This window comes from Stutzerimonas sp. CXK-1, from assembly GCF_057738225.1.
Map to the genome: position 1 here is coordinate 1,585,026 of NZ_CM173217.1, position 22,475 is coordinate 1,607,500.

The window sequence follows — 22,475 nt, forward strand, 5'->3', positions numbered from 1 at the left end:
TTCGTTTAGCGACAAGGACAGCATTTTGAGTTCGATCGATTTTCAGCGGCGCCTGGTTTCGGGCATGCGGCCGACCGGCCCGCTGCACCTGGGCCACTACCATGGAGTGTTGAAGGACTGGACGCGGCTGCAACACGAATACGACTGCTTTTTCTGCCTCGTCGACTGGCACGCCCTGACCACGCATTACGAGAGCAGCGCGGACATCAACCGCTACCTGCAGGAGATGGCGATCGACTGGCTGGCTGCCGGTGTCAGCCCCAGTTCCGCCACGCTGTTCGTGCAGTCGCACGTACCCGAGCATGCCGAGCTGCATCTGCTGCTGTCGATGATCTGCCCGCTTGGCTGGCTCGAGCGCGTGCCGTCCTATCGCGAACTGCAGCAGCGCCTGCAGGGTCGTGAACTCGACACCTATGGCTTTCTGGGTTACCCGCTGCTGCAGGCGGCGGACATCCTGCTCTACCGTGCAGGGCTGGTCCCGGTTGGCGCTGACCAGTTGCCGCACGTCGAGTTCGCGCGTGACATCGCCCGGCGCTTCAACCATCTCTACGGCCGGGAAGAGGATTTCGAGCTCAAGGCCGAGGCGGCAATCCGTCGCCTCGGCAAGAAGGCGTCGCGCCTGTATCTCAGCCTGCGCAAGAGCTACCAGGAGCAGGGTGACGTCGAGGCCCTGAATACCGCGCAAGCGCTGGTCAAGGAGCAGCAGACCATCACCATCGGCGACCGCGAGCGCCTGTATGGCTTTCTCGAGGGCGGCGGCAAGCTGATCCTGCCCGAGCCGCGGGCGGTGCTCAGCGACACGCCGCGATTCACCGGCCTGGATGGCGCCAAGATGTCGAACTCCGGCAGCAACGCCATCTTTCTGCGCGATACGCCGCAGCAGATCGACGAAAAGATCCGGCGCATGCCGACCGATCCGGCGCGCGTTCATCGCGAGGATGCCGGTGAGCCGACGCGCTGCCCGGTATGGCCGATGCACCTGACCCATTCGTCCAGCGATGTCTGCCAATGGGCCGAGCAGGGCTGCCGCAGTGCGGGCATTGGCTGCCTGGAATGCAAGGCGCCGCTGATCGATGCGATCGCCTCCGAGCTGGCACCGCTCCGCGAGCGGGCGCTGGATTACGAACAGAGTCCCGACCTGGTGCGCAGCATTCTTGCCGAGGGCGCCGAGCGCGCGCGTGACGAAGCACGCGACACGCTGGTCGAGGTTCGCCAGGCCATGGGCCTGAACCACCGCTGAGTCGGGCGAGCGCCTGGGAGACCGCATGCAGCAGACGATCGCTACCGACCGGCAGGAGGCCGAGAACGCCGCGCCCGGCGAACAGCTGCGGCTGGCGCTGGTCTACGGCGAGGCCGTTACCGAGCTGCCGCAGGATCTCTACATCCCGCCGGATGCGCTGGAGGTCTTTCTCGAGGCTTTCGAAGGGCCGCTCGACCTGCTGCTCTATCTCATCCGCAAGCAGAACATCGACGTACTCGACATCCCCGTCGCCGAGATCACCCGACAGTACATGGGCTATGTCGAACTGATGAAGTCGGTACGCCTGGAGCTGGCCGCCGAGTACCTGGTGATGGCGGCAATGCTGGCCGAGATCAAGTCGCGCATGCTGTTGCCGCGGTCCAGCGAGGCACCGGACGAGGAGGAGGACCCGCGCGCCGAACTCATCCGCCGGCTGCAGGAATACGAGCGCTTCAAGGCGGCGGCCGAAGGGCTCGACGACTTGCCGCGTCTCGGTCGCGAATTCCACGTTCCGCGGCTGGACGCACCCGAGGCGAGGGCGCGCAAGCTGCTGCCACAGGTGAGCCTGGAGGAGTTGCTGGTTTCGATGGCCGAAGTGCTGCGCCGCGCCGATATGTTCGAGAGCCACCAGGTGACCCGTGAGGCGCTGTCGACGCGCGAGCGCATGAGCCAGGTGCTCGAGCGCCTGAAAGGTGGCGGCTTCGTCCCTTTCGTCGAGCTGTTCGCCGTGGAGGAGGGAAGGCTCGGTGTGGTGGTGACCTTCATGGCCGTGCTCGAGCTCATCAAGGAATCGCTCGTCGAGCTGGTGCAGAATGAGCCCTTTGCGCCCATCCATGTCCGCAGTCGCAGCGACTGACCAGCCGAGGTAACCGATCGTTGGATCTTTGCGAACCCAAGGAGCTTGCCTCGCTGCTCGAGGCCTTTCTGCTCGCCGCCGGCAAGCCGCTATCACTGGAGCGGCTGGCCGAGTTGTTCGAGGAGGCCGAGCGGCCTTCATCGGCCCAGTTGAAGAAGGCGCTCGAGGTGCTGGAAAGATCCTGTCGCGGGCGAGCCTTCGAACTCAAGGAAGTCGCCAGTGGCTACCGTCTGCAGGTGCGCGAACGGTTCGCGCCCTGGGTCGGCCGCCTCTGGGAGGAGCGCCCGCAGCGTTATTCGCGCGCGCTGCTGGAAACCCTGGCGTTGATCGCCTATCGCCAGCCGATCACCCGCGGCGAGATCGAGGACATTCGCGGGGTTGCGGTCAACAGCCAGATCATCAAGACCCTGCTCGAGCGCGAGTGGGTACGCGTGGTTGGTCATCGAGACGTGCCGGGGCGACCGGCGATGTTCGCCACCACCAAGGCATTTCTCGATCACTTCAACCTGAAGAATCTCGATGAGCTGCCTCCGCTGGCCGTGCTCCGTGAGATGGAGCCCGAGCCGCGCACCGTACTCGAAGATGACGACGCCGCAGTGCCGGCTTCGCTGCAGGCCAGAGCCGACCAGGCTGCGGACGAATCGCCAGCGCAGAGCGAGCGCGAGCAGACCAGTTTCCGCACGCTGCTGGCTGAGCTGGACAACATGGAGACGGGCCTGAAGACCGACTTCGACGACCTTGCGCCGGCGGAACCACCGGCAGACGACGCGGACGGCGATGCCGTTCCGGCCAGCTCTGGCGAGAGCGGCGAGCACCGCTGACGCTGCGTTCATGTATTCGCGGGCAGAATATCTGCCGCGTTTCCCTGTCGAATTCGCCATGGCATCGCCGCGCTCGTTCGCCGCTGGCACTGCCGCCCGGTATTTGGATGCTGCCAGGGTCGTCGGGTGAAGCCGCCGCCTTGGGCGCTCTGGCCTATGGTAAGAGGCAGGCGAATGCAAACGCGGTACGCCTCGGCGCATCCGGAGCGCGGCCAGCTCGCTTGCCCGACCGATGCGGGTAAAATCCACGCCTGATGTGCTTCAAAAGCCGCCCTGGCATTTTTCTTGTTTTAAACAACAAAATATGCAAACGAAAGGTGGAAATGCCGCAAGATGGCTGGCAGAATTTTTTAAAAGTTAATAACAAATGCGGAGTCGTGACATGCATCCTCGTGTGCTTGAGGTAACCGAACGGTTGGTCGAACGCAGCCGTCCCACCCGCGAACGCTACCTGGCGATGATGGGAGCGGCTGCCAGCGAAGGGCCGCAGCGAGGCCGTTTGCAGTGCGCCAACTTCGCTCATGGGGTCGCAGGCTGCGCCTCGACGACGGACAAGCAGCGCCTGCGGCTGATGGACGAGGCCAATGTTGCGATCGTGTCGGCCTACAACGACATGCTATCGGCGCACCAGCCGTACGAGCACTTTCCCGAGATCATCAAGCAGGCGCTGCGTGACATCGGTTCGGTCGGCCAATTCGCCGGCGGGGTGCCGGCCATGTGCGACGGCGTGACCCAGGGCGAGGCCGGGATGGAAATGAGCCTGGCCAGCCGCGAAGTGATCGCGATGGCCACGGCGATCGCGCTGTCGCACAACATGTTCGATGCGGCGTTGTGCCTTGGCATCTGCGACAAGATCGTGCCGGGGTTGCTGATCGGTGCCTTGCGTTTCGGCTTTCTGCCGACCGTATTCGTGCCGGGCGGGCCTATGCCGTCGGGCATCCCGAACAAGGAGAAGGCCGAGGTACGCCAGCTGTTCGCCGAGGGCAAGGCGACCCGCGAGCAGCTGCTCGATTCGGAGATGAAGTCCTACCACAGCCCAGGCACCTGCACCTTCTACGGCACGGCCAACACCAACCAGATGGTGGTGGAAATCATGGGCTTGCAGTTGCCGGGTTCCTCGTTCGTCAATCCGTACACACCGCTGCGCGATGAGCTTACCCGCGAGGCCGCACGCCAGGTTACGCGCATGACCCGGCAGAGCGGCTCCTTCCTGCCGCTGTGCAAGATCATTGACGAGAAGGCGATCATCAACTCGGTGGTGGCGCTCAATGCCACCGGCGGCTCCACCAACCACACGTTGCACTTGCCCGCCATTGCGCAGGCGGCCGGTATCCAGCTCACCTGGCAGGACATGGCTGACCTCTCCGAGGTGGTGCCGACGCTGGCGAAGGTCTACCCCAACGGCAAGGACGACGTGAACCACTTCCATGCCGCAGGGGGGGTGGGTTTCCTCGTGCGGACGCTGCTTGAGGCCGGCCTCCTGCATGAGGACGTCAATACCGTGGCCGGACACGGCCTGCGTCGCTATACCCGCGAGCCCTACCTCGACGATGGCCGGCTGGCCTGGCGCGAGGGCACCTCGCAGAGCCTGGATGAAAGCATTCTGAGGCCGGCGGACCGACCGTTCTCGCCCGAGGGTGGCCTGCGGGTGATGGTCGGCAATCTTGGCCGCGGTGTCACAAAGGTGTCGGCCGTGGCGCCTGAGCATCAGATCGTCGAAGCGCCGGCGCGGGTGTTCCAGGACCAGGCCGAGCTGGCGGCGGCCTTCAAGGCCGGCGAACTGGAACGCGATTTCGTCGCGGTGGTGCGTTTCCAGGGCCCAAGGGCCAACGGCATGCCGGAACTGCACAAACTCACGCCTTTCCTCGGAGTGCTGCAGGACCGCGGCTTCAAGGTCGCCCTGGTGACCGACGGGCGTATGTCGGGGGCTTCCGGCAAGGTGCCGGCCGCCATTCACGTGTGCCCCGAGGCGATAGACGGTGGCCCACTGGCCAAGGTGCGCGACGGCGATCTGGTGCGCGTCGACGGGGTGAAGGGCACCCTCGACGTGCTGCTCGATGCCTCCGAGTGGGCCGTCCGTGAGGCCGCGCCGGCGCCCGAGGACAAGGGCATTGGTTGCGGTCGCGAGCTGTTCGCCTTCATGCGCGGTGCCTTCAGCACCGCGGAGCGCGGTGCCAGCGCCTTCACCTCCAGCCTGGAGACGCTGAAGTGAAGCTCGGTCTGGTTGGCGACATCGGCGGCACCAATGCCCGGTTCGCACTGTGGCGCGAGCAGCGGCTCGAAGCGGTACGGGTGCTGGCAACGGCGGATTTCGCCACGCCGCAACAGGCGATCCGTGCCTATCTGAAGGATCTCGGCCAGACGCTTGCTGAGGTCGACGCGGTCTGCCTGGCCTGCGCCGGCCCGGTGCGCGGCGACGAGTTCCGCTTTACCAACAACCACTGGCGGCTGAACCGACCGGATTTCTGTCGTGAGCTCGGCCTCAGCGAACTGCTGCTGATCAACGATTTCTATGCCATGGCACTGGGCATGACTCGGGTACGTCCCGAGGAGCTGACCGAGGTCTGCCCCGGCAGTGCCGATCCCGAGCGCCCCCGGCTGGTGATCGGGCCAGGCACCGGGCTCGGCGTCGGTACCCTGCTGCCACTCGGCGACGGTCTCTGGCGCGCCTTGCCGGGCGAGGGCGGGCATGTCGACCTGCCGATTGGCAGCTTGCGCGAGGCCGAACTCTGGCAGCACCTGCATCGCCAGCAGGGGCATGTCAGTGCGGAGAACATTCTCAGCGGCAGCGGCCTGCTCACGCTTTATCGCGCCAGTTGCGCCCTCGACGGGCGCGAAGCGGTGCTGGCCTCGCCCGCCGAGGTCACCGAGGCCGCGCTGGCCGGCGAGCCCTATGCCCGACAGGTGCTCGAACAGTTCTGCTGCTTCCTCGGCCGCGTCGCCGGCAACAACGTGCTGACGCTGGGCGCGCGAGGCGGGGTCTACATCGCCGGGGGTATGGTGCCGCGCTTCGCGGATTTCTTCCTGGCCAGCGGCTTTGCCCGCTGCCTGCGCGACAAGGGCCTGATGAGCCGCTATTTCGACGACATCCCGGTGTGGCTGGTGCGCGCCGAATATCCCGGGTTGCTGGGTGCCGGCGAAGCACTGCAGCGGGCGATGGAGGGGCGCCAGGCTGGCCTCGCCTGAGTGGGACGCAAGCAACGGGTGGTGGCGGTTCGCCGGCCCGGGGCGGCGCGCTAAGCTACGCGTGTTGTTCATAACAAGAAGGTGTGGACGTGAGCCAACCCGGAAAATCCATTCTGCTGGTCGACGACGACCAGGAGATCCGCGAGCTGCTGCAAACCTACCTGAGCCGCGCCGGTTTCCAGGTGCGTACCGTTGGCGATGGCGCCGGCTTTCGCCTGGCACTTCAGGAGCAGCCCGCCGACCTGGTGATCCTCGATGTGATGCTCCCCGACGAAGACGGCTTCAGCCTCTGCCGCTGGGTGCGCGAACATCAGCGTCTGGCGCAGATGCCGGTGATCATGCTGACCGCAAGCTCCGACGAGGCCGACCGGGTGATCGGCCTGGAGCTGGGCGCCGACGACTACCTCGGCAAGCCGTTCAGCCCGCGCGAGCTGCTGGCGCGGATCAAGGCGCTGCTGCGCCGCGCCCAGTTCGCCCAGGAGCGGCCGGCCGGCGATGTCCTGGCTTTCGATGACTGGCGCCTCGACCTGGTCAGCCATCGGCTGCATCACCTGGATGGCGAGGAGGTATTTCTCTCCGGCGCCGACTTCGCCCTGCTCAAGCTGTTTCTCGACCATCCCATGCAGATTCTCGATCGCGACACCATCGGCAACGCGACCCGTGGCCGGGAAGTGATGCCGCTCGAGCGCATCGTCGACATGGCGGTCAGCCGTTTGCGCCAGCGCCTACGCGATACCGGCAAGGCACCCCGGCTGATCCGTACCGTGCGTGGCTCGGGTTATCTGCTGGCGGCGCAGGTGGTGCCGTGCGGCGACGGGCAGCGCGTGTGAGTGGGGAGCCGGCGAGCGCCGAGCCGAGCAGGCGGCGCTGGCGGCTGCCGGTGCCGCGCTCGCTGCTCGGCCGGATGTTGCTGCTGACCCTGCTGGTGGTGCTGTTGGCCCAGGCGCTGTCGAGCGTGATCTGGGTATCGCAGTTGCGGGCCAGCCAGATGGAGGGCCTGCTCACCGCTGCCCGGAGCCTGGCGCATTCCATGGCCGCGAGCGTCAGCTACTTCCGCTCCCTGCCGCTGGGCTATCGCCCGCTGGTGCTCGATCAGTTACGCAGCATGGGTGGCACGCGCTTCTTCGTTTCGCTCAACGAGCGCCCGCTGAACATGCAGGTGCTGCCCGAGACGCCACGCAAACGTGCCGTGCTGCAGGCGGTGGAAGGCGCCTTGCGCCAGCGCCTGGGCAAGGCGATCGACCTCTCGGTGCAGTTCGTCAGCCCCGACGACCTGCGAATCTTCAATGGCGAGATCAGCCTGGACGAACTGCCCCGTTCCTGGGCGCACTACGCACTGAGTCTCGAACCGCTGGACCCACCGGTGCTGGTGACGCAGATCCAGATCGCCGACAACGAGTGGCTGTACCTGGCCTCGCTGATGCCGGCGCCTTACGTCAGCCTGGAGCAGGAGGGGTTGCCGGCGCAGCAGATCGGATTCATCGTCCTGACCAGCAGCTTTCTGCTGTTGTTCATCGGTCTTTTGGTGCACTGGCAGAGTCGCCCGCTCAAGCGCCTGGCACGGGCGGCGCGGGAGATGTCGCTGGGCAGTGAAGTGGAGCCGCTGCCCGAGCATGGCGGCAGCGAGGTGGTGGAGGTGAGCCGCGCGTTCAACAGCATGCGAGAGCGCATCGGCCGCTACTTGAACGAGCGCAGCCAACTGTTCAGCGCCATCTCCCACGACCTGCGCACGCCGATCACCCGCCTGCGCCTGCGTGTGGAGCTGCTGGAGGACGAGGCGCTGCAGGCCAAGTTCGGCCGCGATCTGGATGAACTCGAGCTGCTGGTCAAGGGCGCGCTGCAATGCGTCAAGGACACCGATATCCACGAGAACATCGAGCCGGTCGACCTCAACCTGCTGCTCGATACCGTCACCGAACCCTATCTGGCACCCGCCGGCAATGGCCGGGTGACCCTGGAGGGCAGGGCGGTAGCGCCCTATCCCGGCAAACCGCTGGCGCTCAAGCGCTGTATCGGCAACCTGCTGGACAACGCGCTCAAATACGGCGAGCGCGCGCATCTGCGTATCGAAGACGACGGGCGACTGTTCACCCTGCATGTCGATGATGAGGGGCCGGGCGTACCCGAGCAGCGTCTGGAGAAGATCTTCGAGCCGCACTTCAGGCTGGCGGCGCAGCAGCAGGGCTACGGTCTGGGGCTGGGCATCGCACGCAACATCGCGCATGCCCACGGCGGCGAGGTGAACCTGCAGAATTTGCGTGAGGGCGGCCTGCGGGTGACCTTGGCGCTGCCGCGGTGACCCGACCTGCGTGAATGTAACGAGCCTGTGACCAACTCCCGCCCCTTCGTTACCCGAGCGCGCAGCGGGCGTGCCTAGAATCCAGGCAACGCAAGCATCGACTTGCCTCGGATAACAACAAGAAAGGACCAAGCAATGAAAGCGATCACCCGTCTTGCCGCTGCCGTTTCCCTGGCATCCCTCCTGCCGTTCGCTGCCCATGCCGGCGAAGTCGAAGTGCTTCACTGGTGGACGTCCGGCGGCGAGAAGCGCGCGGCCGACACCCTCAAGCAACTGGTCGAAGACCAGGGCCACACCTGGAAGGATTTCGCCGTCGCCGGCGGTGGCGGCGAAGCGGCCATGACCGTGCTGAAGACCCGCGCGGTATCCGGCAACCCGCCGGCCGCGGCCCAGATCAAGGGGCCGGATATCCAGGAGTGGGGCGAACTGGGCCTGCTCACCGAACTGGACGACGTCGCCCGGGAAAACAACTGGGACGAGATCCTGCCGAAGCAGATCGCCGGCATCATGAAGTACGACGGCGCCTATGTGGCCGTGCCTGTCAACGTACATCGCGTCAACTGGCTGTGGATCAACCCCGAGGTGTTCGCCAAGGCCGGTGCGAAGCCTCCGAAGACGCTCGACGAATTCTTCGCTGCCGCCGACAAGCTCCAGACGGCCGGCTTCGTGCCCATCGCCCATGGCGGCCAGCCCTGGCAGGACGGCACCGTGTTCGAGGACATCGTGCTCAGCGTCCTCGGCCCGCAGGACTACCACAAGGCGTTCGTCGAACTCGACCGCCAGACGCTCACCGGCGACAAGATGGTCGAGGCCTTCGCGGCGCTGAAGAAGCTGCGTGGCTATATCGATGCCGATGCCGCCGGGCGCGACTGGAACGCCGCCACCGTCATGGTGATCAACGGCAAGGCCGGCATGCAGATCATGGGCGACTGGGCCAAGAGCGAGTGGACCGCGGCGAACAAGGTCGCCGGCAAGGACTATCAGTGCCTGCCGTTCCCCGGAACCCAGGGCAGCTTCGCCTTCAACGTCGACTCGCTGGCGATGTTCAAGCTGAACGATGCAGAAGATCGCAAGGCCCAGCAGGACCTTGCGCGAACCGTGCTCGGCTCGAAGTTCCAGCAGTTCTTCAACCAGAACAAGGGTTCGATCCCGGTGCGTCTGGACGAGGACATGAGCGCCTTTGACAGCTGCGCCCAACAGTCGATGGCCGACTTCAAGGAGGCGGCGAAGGGGCCTGGCCTGCAGCCGAGCCTGGCGCACGGCATGGCCGCTTCCAGCTACGTGCAGGGCGCGGTGTTCGACGTGGTGACCAACTTCTTCAACGATCCGGACGCCGATCCGGCGAAGGCCGTGCAGCAGCTGGCGGCCGCCATCCAGGCCGTCCAGTAAGCACTGGGCCGCCTGGCGCGGCCCCATCCCCCCTGGCTTTCACCCGGTGCCCCAGGCGCCACGGCGACCTGCACTCGAAAGAAAGCCAGCGGGACGACATTCACTTCACCGGAGCGGCTTCCATGAGCTCAACCGCTGTCTTCGCCAAGGCCTCGCCGCTCGATGCGCTGCAGAACTGGCTGCCCAGGCTGGTGCTCGCACCGAGCATGCTGATCGTGCTGGTCGGCTTCTATGGCTACATCTTCTGGACCTTCGTCTTGTCGTTCACCAACTCGCGCTTCATGCCGAGCTACAAGTGGGTCGGGCTCGAGCAATACCTGCGGCTGTGGGAAAACGACCGCTGGTGGGTGGCCAGCAAGAACCTGCTGGTATTCGGCGGGCTGTTCATCGCCATCAGCCTGGCGATCGGCGTGCTGCTGGCTGTGCTGCTCGACCAGCGTATCCGCCGCGAAGGCTTCATCCGCACCGTCTACCTGTACCCCATGGCCCTGTCGATGATCGTCACCGGGACGGCCTGGAAATGGCTGCTCAACCCGGGCCTGGGCCTGGACAAGCTGCTGCGCGACTGGGGCTGGGAAGGCTTTCGCTTCGACTGGCTGGTGGACCCGGATCGGGTCGTCTACTGCCTGGTGATCGCCGCGGTATGGCAAGCCTCCGGTTTCGTCATGGCGCTGTTTCTCGCCGGGCTGCGCGGGGTCGACCAGTCGATCGTGCGCGCCGCGCAGGTCGACGGCGCCAGCCTGCCGAGCATCTATCTGCGCATCGTGCTGCCGAGCCTGCGCCCGGTGTTCTTCAGCGCGCTGATGATCCTTGCCCACATCGCCATCAAGAGCTTCGACCTGGTCGCGGCGATGACGGCCGGCGGCCCCGGCTACGCCTCCGACCTGCCGGCGATGTTCATGTACGCCCACACCTTCACCCGTGGCCAGATGGGCCTGGGGGCGGCGAGCGCAATGCTCATGCTTGGCGCCGTGCTGGCCATCATCGTGCCCTATCTGTATTCGGAACTGAGGAACAAGCGCCATGACTAGTGTCGTCGGGCACAAGCCCTTCAGCCCCAGCCGCCTGATGATCCATGCAACCCTGCTGTTGGCCTGTGCGGTCTATCTGGTTCCGCTGGTGGTCATGCTGCTGACCAGCTTCAAGACCCCGGCCGACATCCGTGCCGGCAATCTGCTGTCGTTGCCGGAGGCCTTTACCTTGGCCGGCTGGATCAGCGCCTGGGACAGCGTCGGCGGCTATTTCTGGAACTCGGTGAAGATTGCCGTGCCGGCGGTGGTCATCTCCACGCTGTTGGGCGCGCTGAACGGCTACGTGCTGTCGATGTGGCGCTTCCGTGGCTCGCAGCTGTTCTTCGGCCTGCTGCTGTTCGGCTGCTTCCTGCCGTTCCAGGTGATCCTGCTGCCGGCGTCATTCACCCTCGGCAAGCTGGGTCTGGCCAACACCACCGCGGGGCTGGTGCTGGTTCACGTGGTCTATGGTCTGGCCTTCACCACGCTGTTCTTCCGCAACTTCTACGTGAGCATTCCCGATGCCCTGGTACGTGCCGCGCGGCTGGATGGCGCGGGGTTCTTCACCATCTTCGGGCGCATCCTGCTGCCGATGTCGGTGCCGACGATCATGGTCTGCCTGATCTGGCAGTTCACTCAGATCTGGAACGACTTCCTGTTCGGTGTGGTGTTCGCCAGCGGTGACAGCCAGCCGATCACGGTGGCGCTGAACAACCTGGTCAACACCAGCACCGGAGCCAAGCAATACAACGTCGATATGGCCGCCGCGATGATCGCCGGCCTCCCCACGCTGGTCGTCTATGTGCTGGCCGGCAAGTACTTCCTGCGCGGCCTCACGGCCGGCGCGGTCAAAGGTTGAGGAAACGGACCATGGCATCCCTCGAATTGTGCAACGTCAACAAGCGCTACGCCGCCGGTCTGCCGGACACGCTCAAACACATCGACCTGAAGATCGACTCCGGCGAGTTCCTGATCCTGGTCGGGCCGTCCGGCTGCGGCAAATCCACATTGATGAACTGCATTGCCGGGCTGGAAGACATCAGCGGTGGCGAGATTCTCGTCGAAGGGCAGGACATCAGCGGCATGAGCCCGAAGGATCGGGACATCGCCATGGTGTTCCAGTCCTACGCGCTGTACCCGACGATGAACGTGCGCGACAACATCGCCTTCGGCCTGAAGATGCGCAAGGTGCCGCAGGAGCGGATCGATGAGGAGGTGGCGCGGGTCGCCAAGCTGCTGCAGATCGAACACCTGCTCATGCGCAAGCCCTCGCAGCTCTCCGGTGGCCAGCAGCAACGGGTGGCGATGGGCCGGGCGCTGGCGCGGCGGCCGAAGATCTACCTGTTCGACGAGCCGCTGTCGAACCTCGATGCCAAGTTGCGTGTGGAGATGCGCACCGAAATCAAGCTCATGCACCAGCGGCTGAAGACCACCACGGTTTACGTGACCCACGATCAGATCGAGGCGATGACCCTCGGTGACAAGGTGGCGGTGATGAAGGACGGCATCGTCCAGCAGTTCGGTACACCGCAGCAGATCTACAACGACCCGGCCAACCTGTTCGTTGCCAGCTTCATCGGTTCGCCGCCGATGAACTTCATCCCGCTGCGCCTGCAGTGCCACGGCGGCCAATGGCTGGCGATGCTCGAGAGTGCCGCCGGGGCTTCGGCCAAGACGGCGTGCGAACTGCCGCTTATGGTGGCCGACGCGGCCGAACTCGATGGCCGCGAGGTGATCCTGGGCGTGCGCCCCGAACAGATTCTGGTCGGCCAGGGTGATGCGACGCTGCCAGCCGTACGTGCCGAGGTCGAGGTGATCGAGCCGACCGGGCCCGACACGCTGGCCTTCGTCACGCTCAATGAAACCAAGGTCTGCTGCCGCATGGCGCCGGACGCGGCGCCGCAGGTCGGCCAATGCCTGACGCTGCAGTTCGATCCGGCCAAGGTGCTGCTGTTCGATGCGCACAGTGGCGAACGGTTGGGCGCACAGGCTGCAGGCCGCCCGCACAATGTGGCGCTGTTCAAGAGCCGTTGAGTGCGGGTGCGGGTTGGCAGAAAATGCGGCCAGCCGGTCTACGGCGGGAGAACCGCCACGGCCGGAGGGTCGTAGCAGTAACGTCGAGAACAATAACAACAGTGGGAGTGAATGATGAAAAAAACAACAACGGTTGGTCTGGCGCTGTCGCTCGGCGCGCTGGTGCTGCCGGGAACCACCCTGGCGCTCGACTTCACCGGCTACCTGCGTAGCGGGGTGGGCGGCTCCACCGAGGGCGGAACCCAGTCCTGCTTCCAGCTACCCGGTGCGCAGACCAAGTACCGCCTGGGTAACGAATGCGAACAGTACGCCGAACTGGACCTGCGACAGGACCTGTTCACCTTTGCCGACGGTTCGGTGCTGAGCCTGGAGGGCATGGCCGCGCTGTACAACGGGTACGGTCATACGCCGGAATTCACCGGCGACCATGGCTGGGCGCGAATGGTCCAGGCCTATGCCGAGTGGAGCAAGGTGCCAGCGCTGAACAATGGTTCGCTGTGGGCCGGGCGGCGGTTCTACAAGCGTAACGACATCCACATCTCCGACTTCTACTACTGGAACCAGAGCGCTACCGGCGCCGGTATCGAGGACTTCGAATATGGCGGCCTGAAGTACAGCTACGCGTTCTCGCGCAAGGACAACGTGTTCCAGAAGAATTACGTCAACCGGCACGACTTCAACGTCGGCGGCTTCGACAGCAATCCCGGCGGGGAGCTGGAGTTCGGCGTCAGTTACATCGACAAGCCCGATCGCACCGACGCGCATAGCGGCTGGGCCGTCACCGTGCAGCACAAGCAGGACGGTTTTCTCGGCGGTGGCAACACCTTCGCCGTGCAATACGGCCGCGGGCCGGGGACGGGCCTCGGCTATACGGGCGATGTCACCCTGGACAACAGCGCCAAGAGCTGGCGTGTCGTCGAATATTTCGACTGGCAGACCACATCGCGTTTCGGCGGCCAGTTCCAGGTGGTCTACCAGAAGGACACACGTGACGATGGCGCCGACCAGGACTGGCTGTCGATCGGCGTGCGCCCTTCGTATGCGATCAGCGAGCAGTTCAAGCTGGTCACCGAGCTGGGGCACGATCAGGTCGATGCGAGCGACGGCACACGCAAGCTGACCAAGTTCACCATCGCACCGACCTGGTCGCCGACCGGCCCGGGGTTCTGGGCGCGCCCGGAAATCCGGCTCTATTACACCTATGCGAGCTGGAACAAGGCCGCGCAGGTCGCTGCCAGCCAGATGGACCCGGGCTCGACCCTGTCCGACAGCGGTACCTTTGGCAGTGCACGGCACGGCTCCAACTTCGGCGTGCAGGTCGAACACTGGTGGTAGCCGCACAGCCTGGCCTCCGCACCCGGCGGGGCCAGGCTGTTTCCTGGCGAATCTGCCGCGGCGTCATGTCCTTGGCGCCGCCTTGCGTCGGCCTGCCTGCTCTGCGGGACGAACTGCGCCTCTGTTCGGGAGATTTCCCGAAATAACCCTGTCTGTTCTATACGATGGCTGTTGCGCGCCGTCCCGACGCCGGGTCGCTGTGCGACAGCTGGCTGTTATCTTTGAATGCCATGGTCAGTAGAACGCCTCTGATGCCTGCGATAACCGTCGATCCCTGTACCTTTGCCCTGTTCGGTGCGCTTGGCGACCTGGCGCTACGCAAGCTGTTCCCGGCGCTCTATCAACTTGACCGGGCTGGCTTGCTGCATGCCGATACGCGCATTCTGGCCCTGGCGCGCGACCCGGGCGATGAAGGCGGCCATCTGGCCTTCATTGACGAGCATCTGCGGCGCCATGTACCTGCCAGGGAAATAGACGAAAAGGCGCTGCAGCGCTTTCGTGCGCGGTTGAGCTTTCTGCGGATGGACTTCCGTGATGCCCAGAGCTACGTGGCGTTGGCCGAGCGTGTCGGCGCCGGCCCAACGCTCATCGCCTATTTCGCTACCCCGGCCTCGGTGTACGGGATGATCTGCCAGCATCTCGCAGCGGTCGGTCTGGCTGAGCATGCCCGAGTGGTGCTGGAGAAGCCCATCGGCCACGACCTGGCGTCGTCGCGTGTCGTCAATGAAGCGGTGGCGCAGTATTTTCCCGAGAGCCGCGTCTATCGGATCGACCATTACCTGGGCAAGGAAACGGTGCAGAACCTGATTGCTCTGCGCTTTGCCAACAGCCTTTTCGAGACGCAGTGGAATCAGCACCACATTTCCCATGTCGAGATCACCGTCGCCGAGACCGTTGGCATCGAGGGGCGTTGGGGCTATTTCGACCAGGCTGGCCAGTTGCGCGACATGGTGCAGAACCACCTGTTGCAGCTGCTCTGCCTGATCGCCATGGACCCGCCGAGCAACCTTACCGCCGACAGCATCCGCGACGAGAAGGTCAAGGTCCTCAAGGCGCTCGCGCCAATTACCCCCGAGCTGCTCGGGCAACGCGTCGTTCGCGGCCAGTACGCTGCCGGCATCGCCGGGGGCAGGGCGGCGCCCGGCTACCTCGAAGAGGAAAACTCGAACGCCCAGAGCAGCACCGAGACCTTTGTCGCGCTGCGTGCGGACATCTGCAACTGGCGCTGGTCCGGCGTGCCGTTCTACCTGCGCACCGGCAAGCGCATGGCGCAGAAGCTGTCGCAGATCGTCATCCATTTCAAGGAGCCGCCGTTCTACATTTTCGCGCCCGAGCAACGCTCGCTCATCAGCAATCGTCTGATCATCCGCCTGCAGCCGGACGAAGGCATCTCGCTGCAGGTGATGACCAAGGAGCAGGGGCTGGACAAGGGCATGCACCTGCGCAGTGGCCCGCTGCAACTGAACTTTTCCGAGACCTACAAGAGCGCGCGCATCCCGGACGCCTACGAGCGCCTGTTGCTCGAAGTGATGCAGGGCAACCAGAACCTGTTCGTGCGGCGGGACGAAGTCGAGTACGCCTGGCAATGGTGCGATCAGCTGATCGACGGCTGGACCCGTCTGGGCGACAGTCTCAAACTCTATCCGGCCGGCTCCTGGGGGCCGGTCGCTTCGATTGCCCTGATTACTCGTGACGGGAGGTCCTGGTATGGCGATCTCTGAACTCGATCTACCCACCGGTGTAGTGGCGCACAGCCTGGCCGACGCGAAACGAATGGCCGAGGTGATGGCCGATGGCGTGGCCAAGGTGCTCGACTATGCGGTGCACACCCATGGGATTGCGAGCCTGGCGGTTTCCGGTGGCCGCAGTCCGATTCCATTCTTCGAGGCGCTGTCGCGCCGCGAGCTCGACTGGAGTCGCGTGCAGATCACCCTCGCGGACGAGCGCTGGGTGCCATGGAGCGACGAGGCCAGCAACGAAGCGCTGGTGCGCCGCTATCTGCTGCAGGGGCCGGCTGCACAGGCGCAATTCCTAGGGCTTTACAGCCCGGCAGATACGCTCGCTGAAGCGGCCCGCCACGCGGCTGAAGCGCTCACCGGCCTGGCCCAGCCCATCGACGTGCTGGTGCTGGGCATGGGTGAAGACGGTCATACCGCCTCGCTGTTTCCCGGCAGTGACAACCTGGCGCACGCCCTGCGCGATGATTGCCCCGAGCCCTGTGTACCGATGCGCGCGCCCAGCGCGCCGCACGAGCGGCTGAGCCTGTCGTACCCCATCCTGGCCAGCGCGCGGACGCAGTACCTGGCCATCCAGGGGCTGGCCAAGCTGGACACCCTGCGTGATGCACTCTCGGCCGATGCCTTGCAGATGCCGATCCGTGCGTTCATGCATTCCCCCCTGGAAATCTACTGGTGCCCTTGAGGCCCGAGGAGAGCGATATGTCGATGGAGCAGAAGAACGCCCTGATCGAAGCGATCTGCAGCCGGGCGCGCATTCTCCCGGTGATCACCATCGGCAGCGAAGAGCAGATCCTGCCGCTGGCCGACGCACTCGCCAGCGGTGGCCTGACGGCGCTGGAGATCACTTTGCGTTCGGCGCATGGCCTGACCGCGATCCGCCGTCTGCGCGAGCAGCGCCCGGATCTGGTCGTCGGTGCAGGCACCGTGCTCGACCGGCGCATGATGGACGAGGTCGAGGCGGCAGGAGCCCAGTTCGTCGTCTCTCCCGGCGCCAGCCGAGAGCTGCTCGAGGCGGGCGTGCAGTGTTCGGTGCCGCTGCTGCCGGGCGTGGCTACCGCTAGCGAGATCATGGAGGGTTACAGCCTGGGGTACCGGCGTTTCAAACTCTTCCCTGCAGAGATCTGTGGCGGCATGGCGGCGCTCAAGGCATTTGCCGGACCTTTTCCCGATGCGCGGTTCTGCCCGACCGGCGGGGTGAATGCCGGCAACGCCGCGCAGTACCTGGGGCTGCCCAACGTCATGTGTGTCGGCGGGACCTGGATGATCGAGGCCGCCGCGCTCAACGCCGGTGATTGGGCTGCGATCCGCCAGGCCAGCGCACAGGCCCTCGCGGCCCTGGCATGAGCAAGGGCCTCGTGCAGGCCGGGCGATGCGAGTATGATGCGCGCCCTTTCACTCGGATATGACACACCGGGAGGTGCCAGGATGACCGAACACGAAGACTCCGTTGCCCATGTGGCGCACGGCGAAAAACTGCAGAAAGTGCTGGCCCGCCTTGGGCTCGCCTCTCGCCGCGACGCGGAAACCTGGATCAGCGAAGGCCGGGTCAAGGTGAACGGCTCGGTGGCCAGCCTTGGCCAGCGCGTCGAGCCGCAGGACGCCATCGCCATCGACGGCCGCCTGATCAAGCGCGAGGAACCCGGGCAGATCGTCCGTCGCGTGCTGATTTACAACAAGCCCGAAGGCGAGATCTGTACCCGCAACGATCCCGAGGGCCGGCCCACCATCTTCGACCGCCTGCCGCGCCTTAAAGAAGGACGCTGGATCAATGTCGGCCGACTGGACATCAACACCACCGGCCTGCTGCTGTTCACCACGGACGGCGAGCTGGCCAATCGGCTGATGCACCCGTCCTATGAGATGGACCGCGAGTACGCCGTGCGCGTCCGTGGCGAGGTCACCGAGGAAATGCTCGAGCGCCTCAAGACCGGCGTGATGCTCGAGGACGGCCCGGCGCGCTTTACGGACATCCAGGAGGCGCCAGGCGGCGAGGGGCTCAATCACTGGTACCACTGTGTGGTGATGGAAGGACGCAACCGCGAAGTCCGGCGCTTGTGGGAGTCCCAGGGGGTTGTGGTGAGCCGGCTCAAGCGCGTGCGTTTCGGCCCGGTGTTCATGACGTCGGACCTGCCGATGGGGCGCTGGCGCGAGATGGGCCAGGGCGAGGTGAATATCCTCAGCGAGGAAGTCGGCCTCAAGCCGGTGGCCTTGCCGGAACTGAAGACCCGCACCAAGGAAAAGATCGAGCGTATGCAGCGCAAGGCCGCCAAGCCGGTTCGCAACGATCGACGTCCGCGTGTGCTGCGTCCGGCCGACGAAGCCGATGTGCGCTCCGAGTCGCCGCGTGCGCCTCGCGACACGGGGGCACGCAAGCCGCGCCCTGCCGGAAGCCGCGGGACGCCACTGGCAGAGCGCCCGAGCGATAATCGTCGCCCCGGCAAGCCCGGCTCCGATGCCGGTCGTGGATCGGCGGCCGACAAGCCGCGCAAAGGTGGCGGAGGCGCTGGTCGTCGGCGTCGCGAACCCTAAATGAAAAAAGCGCCTGCGGGCGCTTTTTTCATTCCTGGTCGAAGCAGGTTTGCAACCGATTCCGGCCGTTGCGCTTGGCGAGATAGAGCAGTTCATCCGCGCGCCTCAGCAATTCGTGAGGTGTTTCGCCATGCCGATAGGTGGCACAGCCAAGACTGATGCTCAGCGGAATCGGTTGCCGGTCGTATTCGAACGGTAGCCGCTCGATGGCTGCTCGCACACGCTCAGCGGCAATTGCAGCACAGGCTCCGTCCGTGTTGGAAAGCAGCAGGACGAACTCTTCGCCGCCGTAGCGGAACACCATGTCGACGTTACGCAGCTGATCGCGAAGCTCGGCGGCCACCAGCCGTAGTGCGGCATCGCCCGCAGCGTGCCCGTGGCGGTCGTTGAGCTGCTTGAAATGGTCCATGTCGAGCATCACCACCGACAGCGGTTGCTGGTGCCGTCGGGCCAGTTCCACTTCGCGTGCGAGGCTCTGATCGAGGGCCACCCGGTTGCCGGCGCCGGTCAGTGAGTCCTTCAGCGAGGCCATCAGCGCCGCACGGTAGAGCAGAGCGTTGCGCAGGGGGAAGACCAGCACGCCCATCAGGCTCTCCAGCTGCGCCAGCTCTTGCTCGCAGAACACTTGCGCGCGGTAGAGCGTGATCTCTCCGAGGTCGGCGGCGTCCTGGCTCAGGCGATAGCTGGCGCTATGCGTGCCCGGCTGGCCATATTCGAGGCGCAGGTCGCTTTCCGGATGGCGGTAGCACAGACCATCCAGCGCCATGAGGGCAGGTACCTCTTCATAGAAGAAGCCCAGCAGCCGATCGATCTCCAGGCTCGTCTGCAGACGCTGCCCCAAGGTGCGTCGCAGATCGCTCAGCGTCACCGGTACGCCCAGCCGTACAGGACCAGCCGGCGACCGCTGTGGGTCGCGGCTGGCGAGGTGCTCGATGGTGGAATCGTTCTGCATGGCAGGCAGCATTGTCTGCTCCAGGTGACGTTACGCTTGATGCCTGCTAATAAGCTAAAACGATGCCAGAAAAAGAAAAGCCACTGAATTCAGTGGCTTAGATGAAAGCTATGGTGCCGATCGACAGCGAGCTGAGCGGGTAGCCGCTGCGTTTGATGTCATTTTGACAGCGGCTTCCCAGAGTGCAGACGGAAAACCGTCACTCGAACGTCAGCCCTGAGCATCGAACGCTTGCCCGTTGACTCCGACGCTGTCCGGGCCCATGAGATACAGGTACACCGGCATGATTTCGCTTGGCAGGGGATTGTTCAGCGGATTCTCGGCCGGGTAGGCCTTGGCGCGCATGTCGGTCCTGGTCGCGCCTGGGTTGACGCTGTTGGCCCTGACCGGGGCGGTGCCATCCAGTTCGTCCGCGACGACTTGCATGAGCCCCTCGGTGGCGAACTTGGATACCGCGTACGCGCCCCAGTAGGCACGCCCCTTGCGCCCTACACTGCTGGACGTGAACAGGATCGATGCGTCTGTCGAGAGCTTCAGCAGCGGCAGCAGGGTGCTGGTAAGCATGAACATGGCGTTGACGTTCACCTGCATGACACGCATGAAGTTTTCCCCGGAAAGCTGCTCGACCGGGGTGCGCGGGCCGACGATCGAAGCATTGTGCAGCAAGCCGTCGAGCCGTCCGAACTCGCGCTCGATCATGGCCGCCAGCTCGTCGTACTGATGGGGCAGTGCGGTTTCCAGGTTGAACGGGATGACCGCAGGCTGCGGGTGCCCGGCCGCTTCGATTTCATCGTATACGCGATTGAGGTTTTCTTCGGTCTTGCCAAGCAGCAGGACGGTGGCGCCGTGCGCGGCATAGGCTTTGGCGGCGGCTTCACCGATACCGCGACCTGCGCCGGTTACCAGAATGATGCGCCCGGCGAGCAGGTCTGGGCGCGCGGTGTAATCGAACATGGGAAATCTCGCTAAAGGGTGGATACCAATCGGTCAGCAGCGGCAGAGGGCATGGTCCAGCACGCTGCGCAGCTCCTGCGGATGGGATACGACGACATCCGCTCCCCAGTGACTGGGGTCGTCGCCCGGGTGGATATAGCCGTAACGGACCGCGGCAGTCCTGCTGCCTGCAGCCCGGCCGGATTCGATGTCGCGCAGGTCATCACCCACGAAGAGCACGCTTGCTGGCTCCAGGCTCAGCTTGTCGCAGGCGAGCAGCATCGGCTCGGGGTCGGGCTTGCTTCGCGTTACATGGTCGGGGCAGACGAGAACCGAGGAACGCTCGGCGAGGCCGAGCCTTTCCATGATGGGCTCGGCGAAGCGCACGGGCTTGTTTGTCACGACTCCCCAGATCAATCCCGCCTTTTCGATGTCGACGAGCAATTGCTCCATGCCATCGTAGAGCCGGCTGTAAACGGCGCAGTGGTCCTGATACCGGTCGAGAAATTCCAGCCGCAGGGCTTCGAATTCGGCTGAATCCGGGGCGACGTCGAAGGCGTTCAGCACCATTGCCCGAGCGCCGCCGGAGACAACGTCGCGCACCCGCGCTTCGGCTACCGGAGGCAGCCCGCGAGCCTGGCGCATGGCCTGGATCACGGCGATGAAATCGGGAGCCGTGTCGAGCAGGGTCCCATCCATGTCGAACAGTACGGCGCGCAGGCGCATCATGCCTCCCGGGTGGTCTGGACCATGTAGTTCACGTCGACGTCGTCGGTGAGCTTGTACTGCTTGGTCAGCGGGTTGTAGGTAAGTCCGACAATATCGTTCATTGCTAGCCCGGTCTCACGACACCAGGCGCCGAGCTCGGACGGCCGGATGAATTTGCGGTAGTCATGGGTGCCGCGCGGCAGCAGCTGCAATACGTACTCGGCACCCACTATAGCCAGCGCATAGGCTTTGGGGTTGCGGTTGATGGTCGAGAAGAACACCTGTCCGCCGGGTTTGACCAGTGCGTGACAGGCGCGAATGACGGATGCCGGATCGGGAACATGCTCGAGCATTTCGAGACAGGTTACGACGTCGTACTGGCCTGGCTGTTCAGCCGCCAATGCTTCAGCAGTGATCTGTCGGTAATCGATGTCCAGTTCGGACTCGAGCTGATGCAGGCGCGCCACCGAAAGAGGGGCCTCGCCCATGTCGATGCCGGTGACCTGAGCGCCTCGGCGCGCCATGGATTCGCTGAGTATTCCGCCGCCACAACCAACATCGAGAACCTTCTTGCCGGCAAGTGTGGCTCGCTCATCGATCCAGTTGACGCGTAACGGATTGATTTCGTGCAACGGTTTGAACTCGCTTTCCCTGTCCCACCAGCGGTGAGCGAGGGCCTCGAATTTTGCGATTTCAGCATGATCGACGTTGCTCATGTTCAGTTCCGTTGCAGTCTGTTGATAGGGGCTGCGTCGCCGCGGCCAGTTCATTCATCCGGGGCGGTACTCTACAGCAGGCGGGCCCGCTGCAACGCTGATGTGCCGTACACGCTCACAGTCTTTCTCTGGTAATGCGCTCTGCCCACGCCTGGACGCGCGCGAGGAGATCAGGTTCGTTAATGCGGGTCAGTCGGCGATCGTCGAGTAGCTGCTTGCCGGCAACCCAGACGTGGCGGACGTGATCCCGATTGCAGGAATAGATGAGCTGCGAAACCGGATCATAGATCGGCTGTTGTGCCAGGCGCGACAGGTCAAATGCGACCAGGTCGGCCGCCTTGCCGACCTCCAGTGAACCGATCTCTTCATCCAGCCCCAGCGCGCGCGCGCCATTCAATGTGGCCATGCGTAGCGCGCGATGGGCATCGAGCGCAGTAGCCGAGCCTGCAACCGCTTTAGCCAGCAGTGCAGCGGTGCGCGTTTCGCCCAAAAGGTCCAGGTCATTGTTGCTCGCCGCGCCGTCCGTGCCGATCGCGACGTTTACGCCAGCCTCCCACAACCGCTCCACTGGGCAGAAGCCGCTTGCCAACTTCAGGTTCGACTCGGGGCAATGAATGACACTGCAGTTGTGCTCGACGAGCAGCGCCAGGTCATCCTCATTCACCTGAGTCATATGAACCGCCTGGAAGCGCGGGCCGAGCAACTGTTGCCTGGCCAGTCGCGCCAGC

Annotated in this window: 21 protein-coding genes (1 of these 21 only partly in view); 16 read left to right on the forward strand and 5 right to left on the reverse strand. The window is 64.7% G+C overall.

What is annotated here, in order from left to right; genetic code table 11:
* Positions 1-25 precede the first annotated feature (25 nt).
* The 16 genes from AC0KXH_RS07550 to rluB all read left to right on the forward strand — a co-directional run bounded on the left by AC0KXH_RS07550 (position 26) and on the right by rluB (position 18,438).
* A complete protein-coding gene (locus AC0KXH_RS07550) occupies positions 26-1,240 on the forward strand; it encodes a tryptophan--tRNA ligase (protein WP_041105957.1) in 1,215 nt (404 codons plus the stop codon).
* 25 nt (positions 1,241-1,265) lie between these two features.
* The gene (locus AC0KXH_RS07555) at positions 1,266-2,096 is read left to right on the forward strand and encodes a segregation and condensation protein A (RefSeq protein ID WP_041105955.1); all 831 of its coding nucleotides are present in this window, start codon (positions 1,266-1,268) and stop codon (positions 2,094-2,096) included.
* A gap of 20 nt (positions 2,097-2,116) precedes the next feature.
* Positions 2,117-2,917: an SMC-Scp complex subunit ScpB gene (scpB, locus tag AC0KXH_RS07560; protein ID WP_061340658.1), complete on the forward strand. Its 801-nt coding sequence runs from the start codon at positions 2,117-2,119 to the stop codon at positions 2,915-2,917.
* Between the two features lie 382 nt (positions 2,918-3,299).
* Entirely contained in the window at positions 3,300-5,129 is a 1,830-nt protein-coding gene (gene edd / locus AC0KXH_RS07565) for a phosphogluconate dehydratase (RefSeq protein WP_061338796.1), read from the forward strand.
* Positions 5,126-6,103: a glucokinase gene (locus AC0KXH_RS07570; RefSeq protein ID WP_395764658.1), complete on the forward strand. Its 978-nt coding sequence runs from the start codon at positions 5,126-5,128 to the stop codon at positions 6,101-6,103. Before edd ends, AC0KXH_RS07570 begins: the two co-directional genes overlap by 4 nt.
* 89 nt (positions 6,104-6,192) lie before the next feature.
* A complete protein-coding gene (locus AC0KXH_RS07575) occupies positions 6,193-6,933 on the forward strand; it encodes a response regulator (RefSeq protein WP_488224429.1) in 741 nt (246 codons plus the stop codon).
* Positions 6,934-7,007: 74 nt separating this feature from the next.
* Positions 7,008-8,402, forward strand: coding sequence for an ATP-binding protein (locus tag AC0KXH_RS07580; protein ID WP_269263593.1), 1,395 nt, complete (start codon positions 7,008-7,010; stop codon positions 8,400-8,402).
* 135 nt (positions 8,403-8,537) lie between these two features.
* The gene (locus AC0KXH_RS07585; RefSeq protein ID WP_437270609.1) at positions 8,538-9,791 is read left to right on the forward strand and encodes an ABC transporter substrate-binding protein; all 1,254 of its coding nucleotides are present in this window, start codon (positions 8,538-8,540) and stop codon (positions 9,789-9,791) included.
* 122 nt (positions 9,792-9,913) lie between these two features.
* Complete coding sequence (locus AC0KXH_RS07590) at positions 9,914-10,822, forward strand: carbohydrate ABC transporter permease (protein WP_041105943.1); 909 nt, start codon at positions 9,914-9,916, stop codon at positions 10,820-10,822.
* The gene (locus AC0KXH_RS07595) at positions 10,815-11,660 is read left to right on the forward strand and encodes a carbohydrate ABC transporter permease (RefSeq protein ID WP_041105941.1); all 846 of its coding nucleotides are present in this window, start codon (positions 10,815-10,817) and stop codon (positions 11,658-11,660) included. The genes AC0KXH_RS07590 and AC0KXH_RS07595 overlap by 8 nt, the downstream gene beginning before the upstream one ends.
* 11 nt (positions 11,661-11,671) lie before the next feature.
* Positions 11,672-12,835 (forward strand): ABC transporter ATP-binding protein, encoded by a 1,164-nt coding sequence (locus AC0KXH_RS07600; RefSeq protein WP_061340654.1) that lies wholly within the window; start codon positions 11,672-11,674, stop codon positions 12,833-12,835.
* Between the two features lie 114 nt (positions 12,836-12,949).
* Complete coding sequence (locus tag AC0KXH_RS07605; RefSeq protein ID WP_488224430.1) at positions 12,950-14,170, forward strand: carbohydrate porin; 1,221 nt, start codon at positions 12,950-12,952, stop codon at positions 14,168-14,170.
* 251 nt (positions 14,171-14,421) lie between these two features.
* Positions 14,422-15,891 (forward strand): glucose-6-phosphate dehydrogenase, encoded by a 1,470-nt coding sequence (zwf, locus tag AC0KXH_RS07610; RefSeq protein WP_488224431.1) that lies wholly within the window; start codon positions 14,422-14,424, stop codon positions 15,889-15,891.
* On the forward strand, positions 15,878-16,591 hold the full coding sequence (gene pgl / locus AC0KXH_RS07615; protein ID WP_488224432.1) for a 6-phosphogluconolactonase: 714 nt from the start codon (positions 15,878-15,880) through the stop codon (positions 16,589-16,591). The genes zwf and pgl overlap by 14 nt, the downstream gene beginning before the upstream one ends.
* 17 nt (positions 16,592-16,608) lie before the next feature.
* On the forward strand, positions 16,609-17,253 hold the full coding sequence (locus AC0KXH_RS07620) for a bifunctional 4-hydroxy-2-oxoglutarate aldolase/2-dehydro-3-deoxy-phosphogluconate aldolase (protein ID WP_043219587.1): 645 nt from the start codon (positions 16,609-16,611) through the stop codon (positions 17,251-17,253).
* An 81-nt stretch (positions 17,254-17,334) separates the two neighbouring features.
* Positions 17,335-18,438: a 23S rRNA pseudouridine(2605) synthase RluB gene (gene rluB, locus AC0KXH_RS07625; protein ID WP_041105924.1), complete on the forward strand. Its 1,104-nt coding sequence runs from the start codon at positions 17,335-17,337 to the stop codon at positions 18,436-18,438.
* Between the two features lie 28 nt (positions 18,439-18,466).
* On the opposite strand, the gene AC0KXH_RS07630 is transcribed toward rluB, so the two are convergent.
* The 5 genes from AC0KXH_RS07630 to AC0KXH_RS07650 form a co-directional block, all read right to left on the reverse strand.
* Complete coding sequence (locus AC0KXH_RS07630; RefSeq protein WP_488224433.1) at positions 18,467-19,402, reverse strand: GGDEF domain-containing protein; 936 nt, start codon at positions 19,400-19,402, stop codon at positions 18,467-18,469.
* A 198-nt stretch (positions 19,403-19,600) separates the two neighbouring features.
* Positions 19,601-20,344, reverse strand: a complete 744-nt coding sequence (locus AC0KXH_RS07635) for a YciK family oxidoreductase (protein WP_043219595.1) — start codon at positions 20,342-20,344, stop codon at positions 19,601-19,603.
* A gap of 33 nt (positions 20,345-20,377) precedes the next feature.
* Entirely contained in the window at positions 20,378-21,049 is a 672-nt protein-coding gene (gene mupP, locus AC0KXH_RS07640) for an N-acetylmuramic acid 6-phosphate phosphatase MupP (RefSeq protein WP_488224434.1), read from the reverse strand.
* The gene (gene ubiG, locus AC0KXH_RS07645) at positions 21,049-21,747 is read right to left on the reverse strand and encodes a bifunctional 2-polyprenyl-6-hydroxyphenol methylase/3-demethylubiquinol 3-O-methyltransferase UbiG (RefSeq protein ID WP_488224435.1); all 699 of its coding nucleotides are present in this window, start codon (positions 21,745-21,747) and stop codon (positions 21,049-21,051) included. The genes mupP and ubiG overlap by 1 nt, the downstream gene beginning before the upstream one ends.
* A 115-nt stretch (positions 21,748-21,862) precedes the next feature.
* Positions 21,863-22,475: the 3' end of a TRZ/ATZ family hydrolase gene (locus AC0KXH_RS07650; protein WP_224109725.1), read on the reverse strand. Its footprint extends 722 nt past the window's final position; 613 of the gene's 1,335 nt are visible here — the last part of the coding sequence; its start codon lies off the right edge, out of view — the gene reads right to left on this strand; it ends in the stop codon at positions 21,863-21,865.

Coding starts and splice junctions, on each gene's coding strand:
- AC0KXH_RS07620 (WP_043219587.1), top strand. CDS start 16,609: ATGTCGATGGAGCAGAAGAACGCCCTGATCGAAGCGATCTGCAGCCGG.
- rluB (WP_041105924.1), top strand. CDS start 17,335: ATGACCGAACACGAAGACTCCGTTGCCCATGTGGCGCACGGCGAAAAA.
- ubiG (WP_488224435.1), bottom strand. CDS start 21,747: ATGAGCAACGTCGATCATGCTGAAATCGCAAAATTCGAGGCCCTCGCT.
- AC0KXH_RS07630 (WP_488224433.1), bottom strand. CDS start 19,402: ATGCTGCCTGCCATGCAGAACGATTCCACCATCGAGCACCTCGCCAGC.
- AC0KXH_RS07605 (WP_488224430.1), top strand. CDS start 12,950: ATGAAAAAAACAACAACGGTTGGTCTGGCGCTGTCGCTCGGCGCGCTG.
- AC0KXH_RS07600 (WP_061340654.1), top strand. CDS start 11,672: ATGGCATCCCTCGAATTGTGCAACGTCAACAAGCGCTACGCCGCCGGT.
- AC0KXH_RS07555 (WP_041105955.1), top strand. CDS start 1,266: ATGCAGCAGACGATCGCTACCGACCGGCAGGAGGCCGAGAACGCCGCG.
- AC0KXH_RS07635 (WP_043219595.1), bottom strand. CDS start 20,344: ATGTTCGATTACACCGCGCGCCCAGACCTGCTCGCCGGGCGCATCATT.
- AC0KXH_RS07595 (WP_041105941.1), top strand. CDS start 10,815: ATGACTAGTGTCGTCGGGCACAAGCCCTTCAGCCCCAGCCGCCTGATG.
- mupP (WP_488224434.1), bottom strand. CDS start 21,049: ATGCGCCTGCGCGCCGTACTGTTCGACATGGATGGGACCCTGCTCGAC.
- edd (WP_061338796.1), top strand. CDS start 3,300: ATGCATCCTCGTGTGCTTGAGGTAACCGAACGGTTGGTCGAACGCAGC.
- AC0KXH_RS07580 (WP_269263593.1), top strand. CDS start 7,008: ATGTTGCTGCTGACCCTGCTGGTGGTGCTGTTGGCCCAGGCGCTGTCG.
- pgl (WP_488224432.1), top strand. CDS start 15,878: ATGGCGATCTCTGAACTCGATCTACCCACCGGTGTAGTGGCGCACAGC.
- zwf (WP_488224431.1), top strand. CDS start 14,422: ATGCCTGCGATAACCGTCGATCCCTGTACCTTTGCCCTGTTCGGTGCG.
- AC0KXH_RS07590 (WP_041105943.1), top strand. CDS start 9,914: ATGAGCTCAACCGCTGTCTTCGCCAAGGCCTCGCCGCTCGATGCGCTG.
- AC0KXH_RS07585 (WP_437270609.1), top strand. CDS start 8,538: ATGAAAGCGATCACCCGTCTTGCCGCTGCCGTTTCCCTGGCATCCCTC.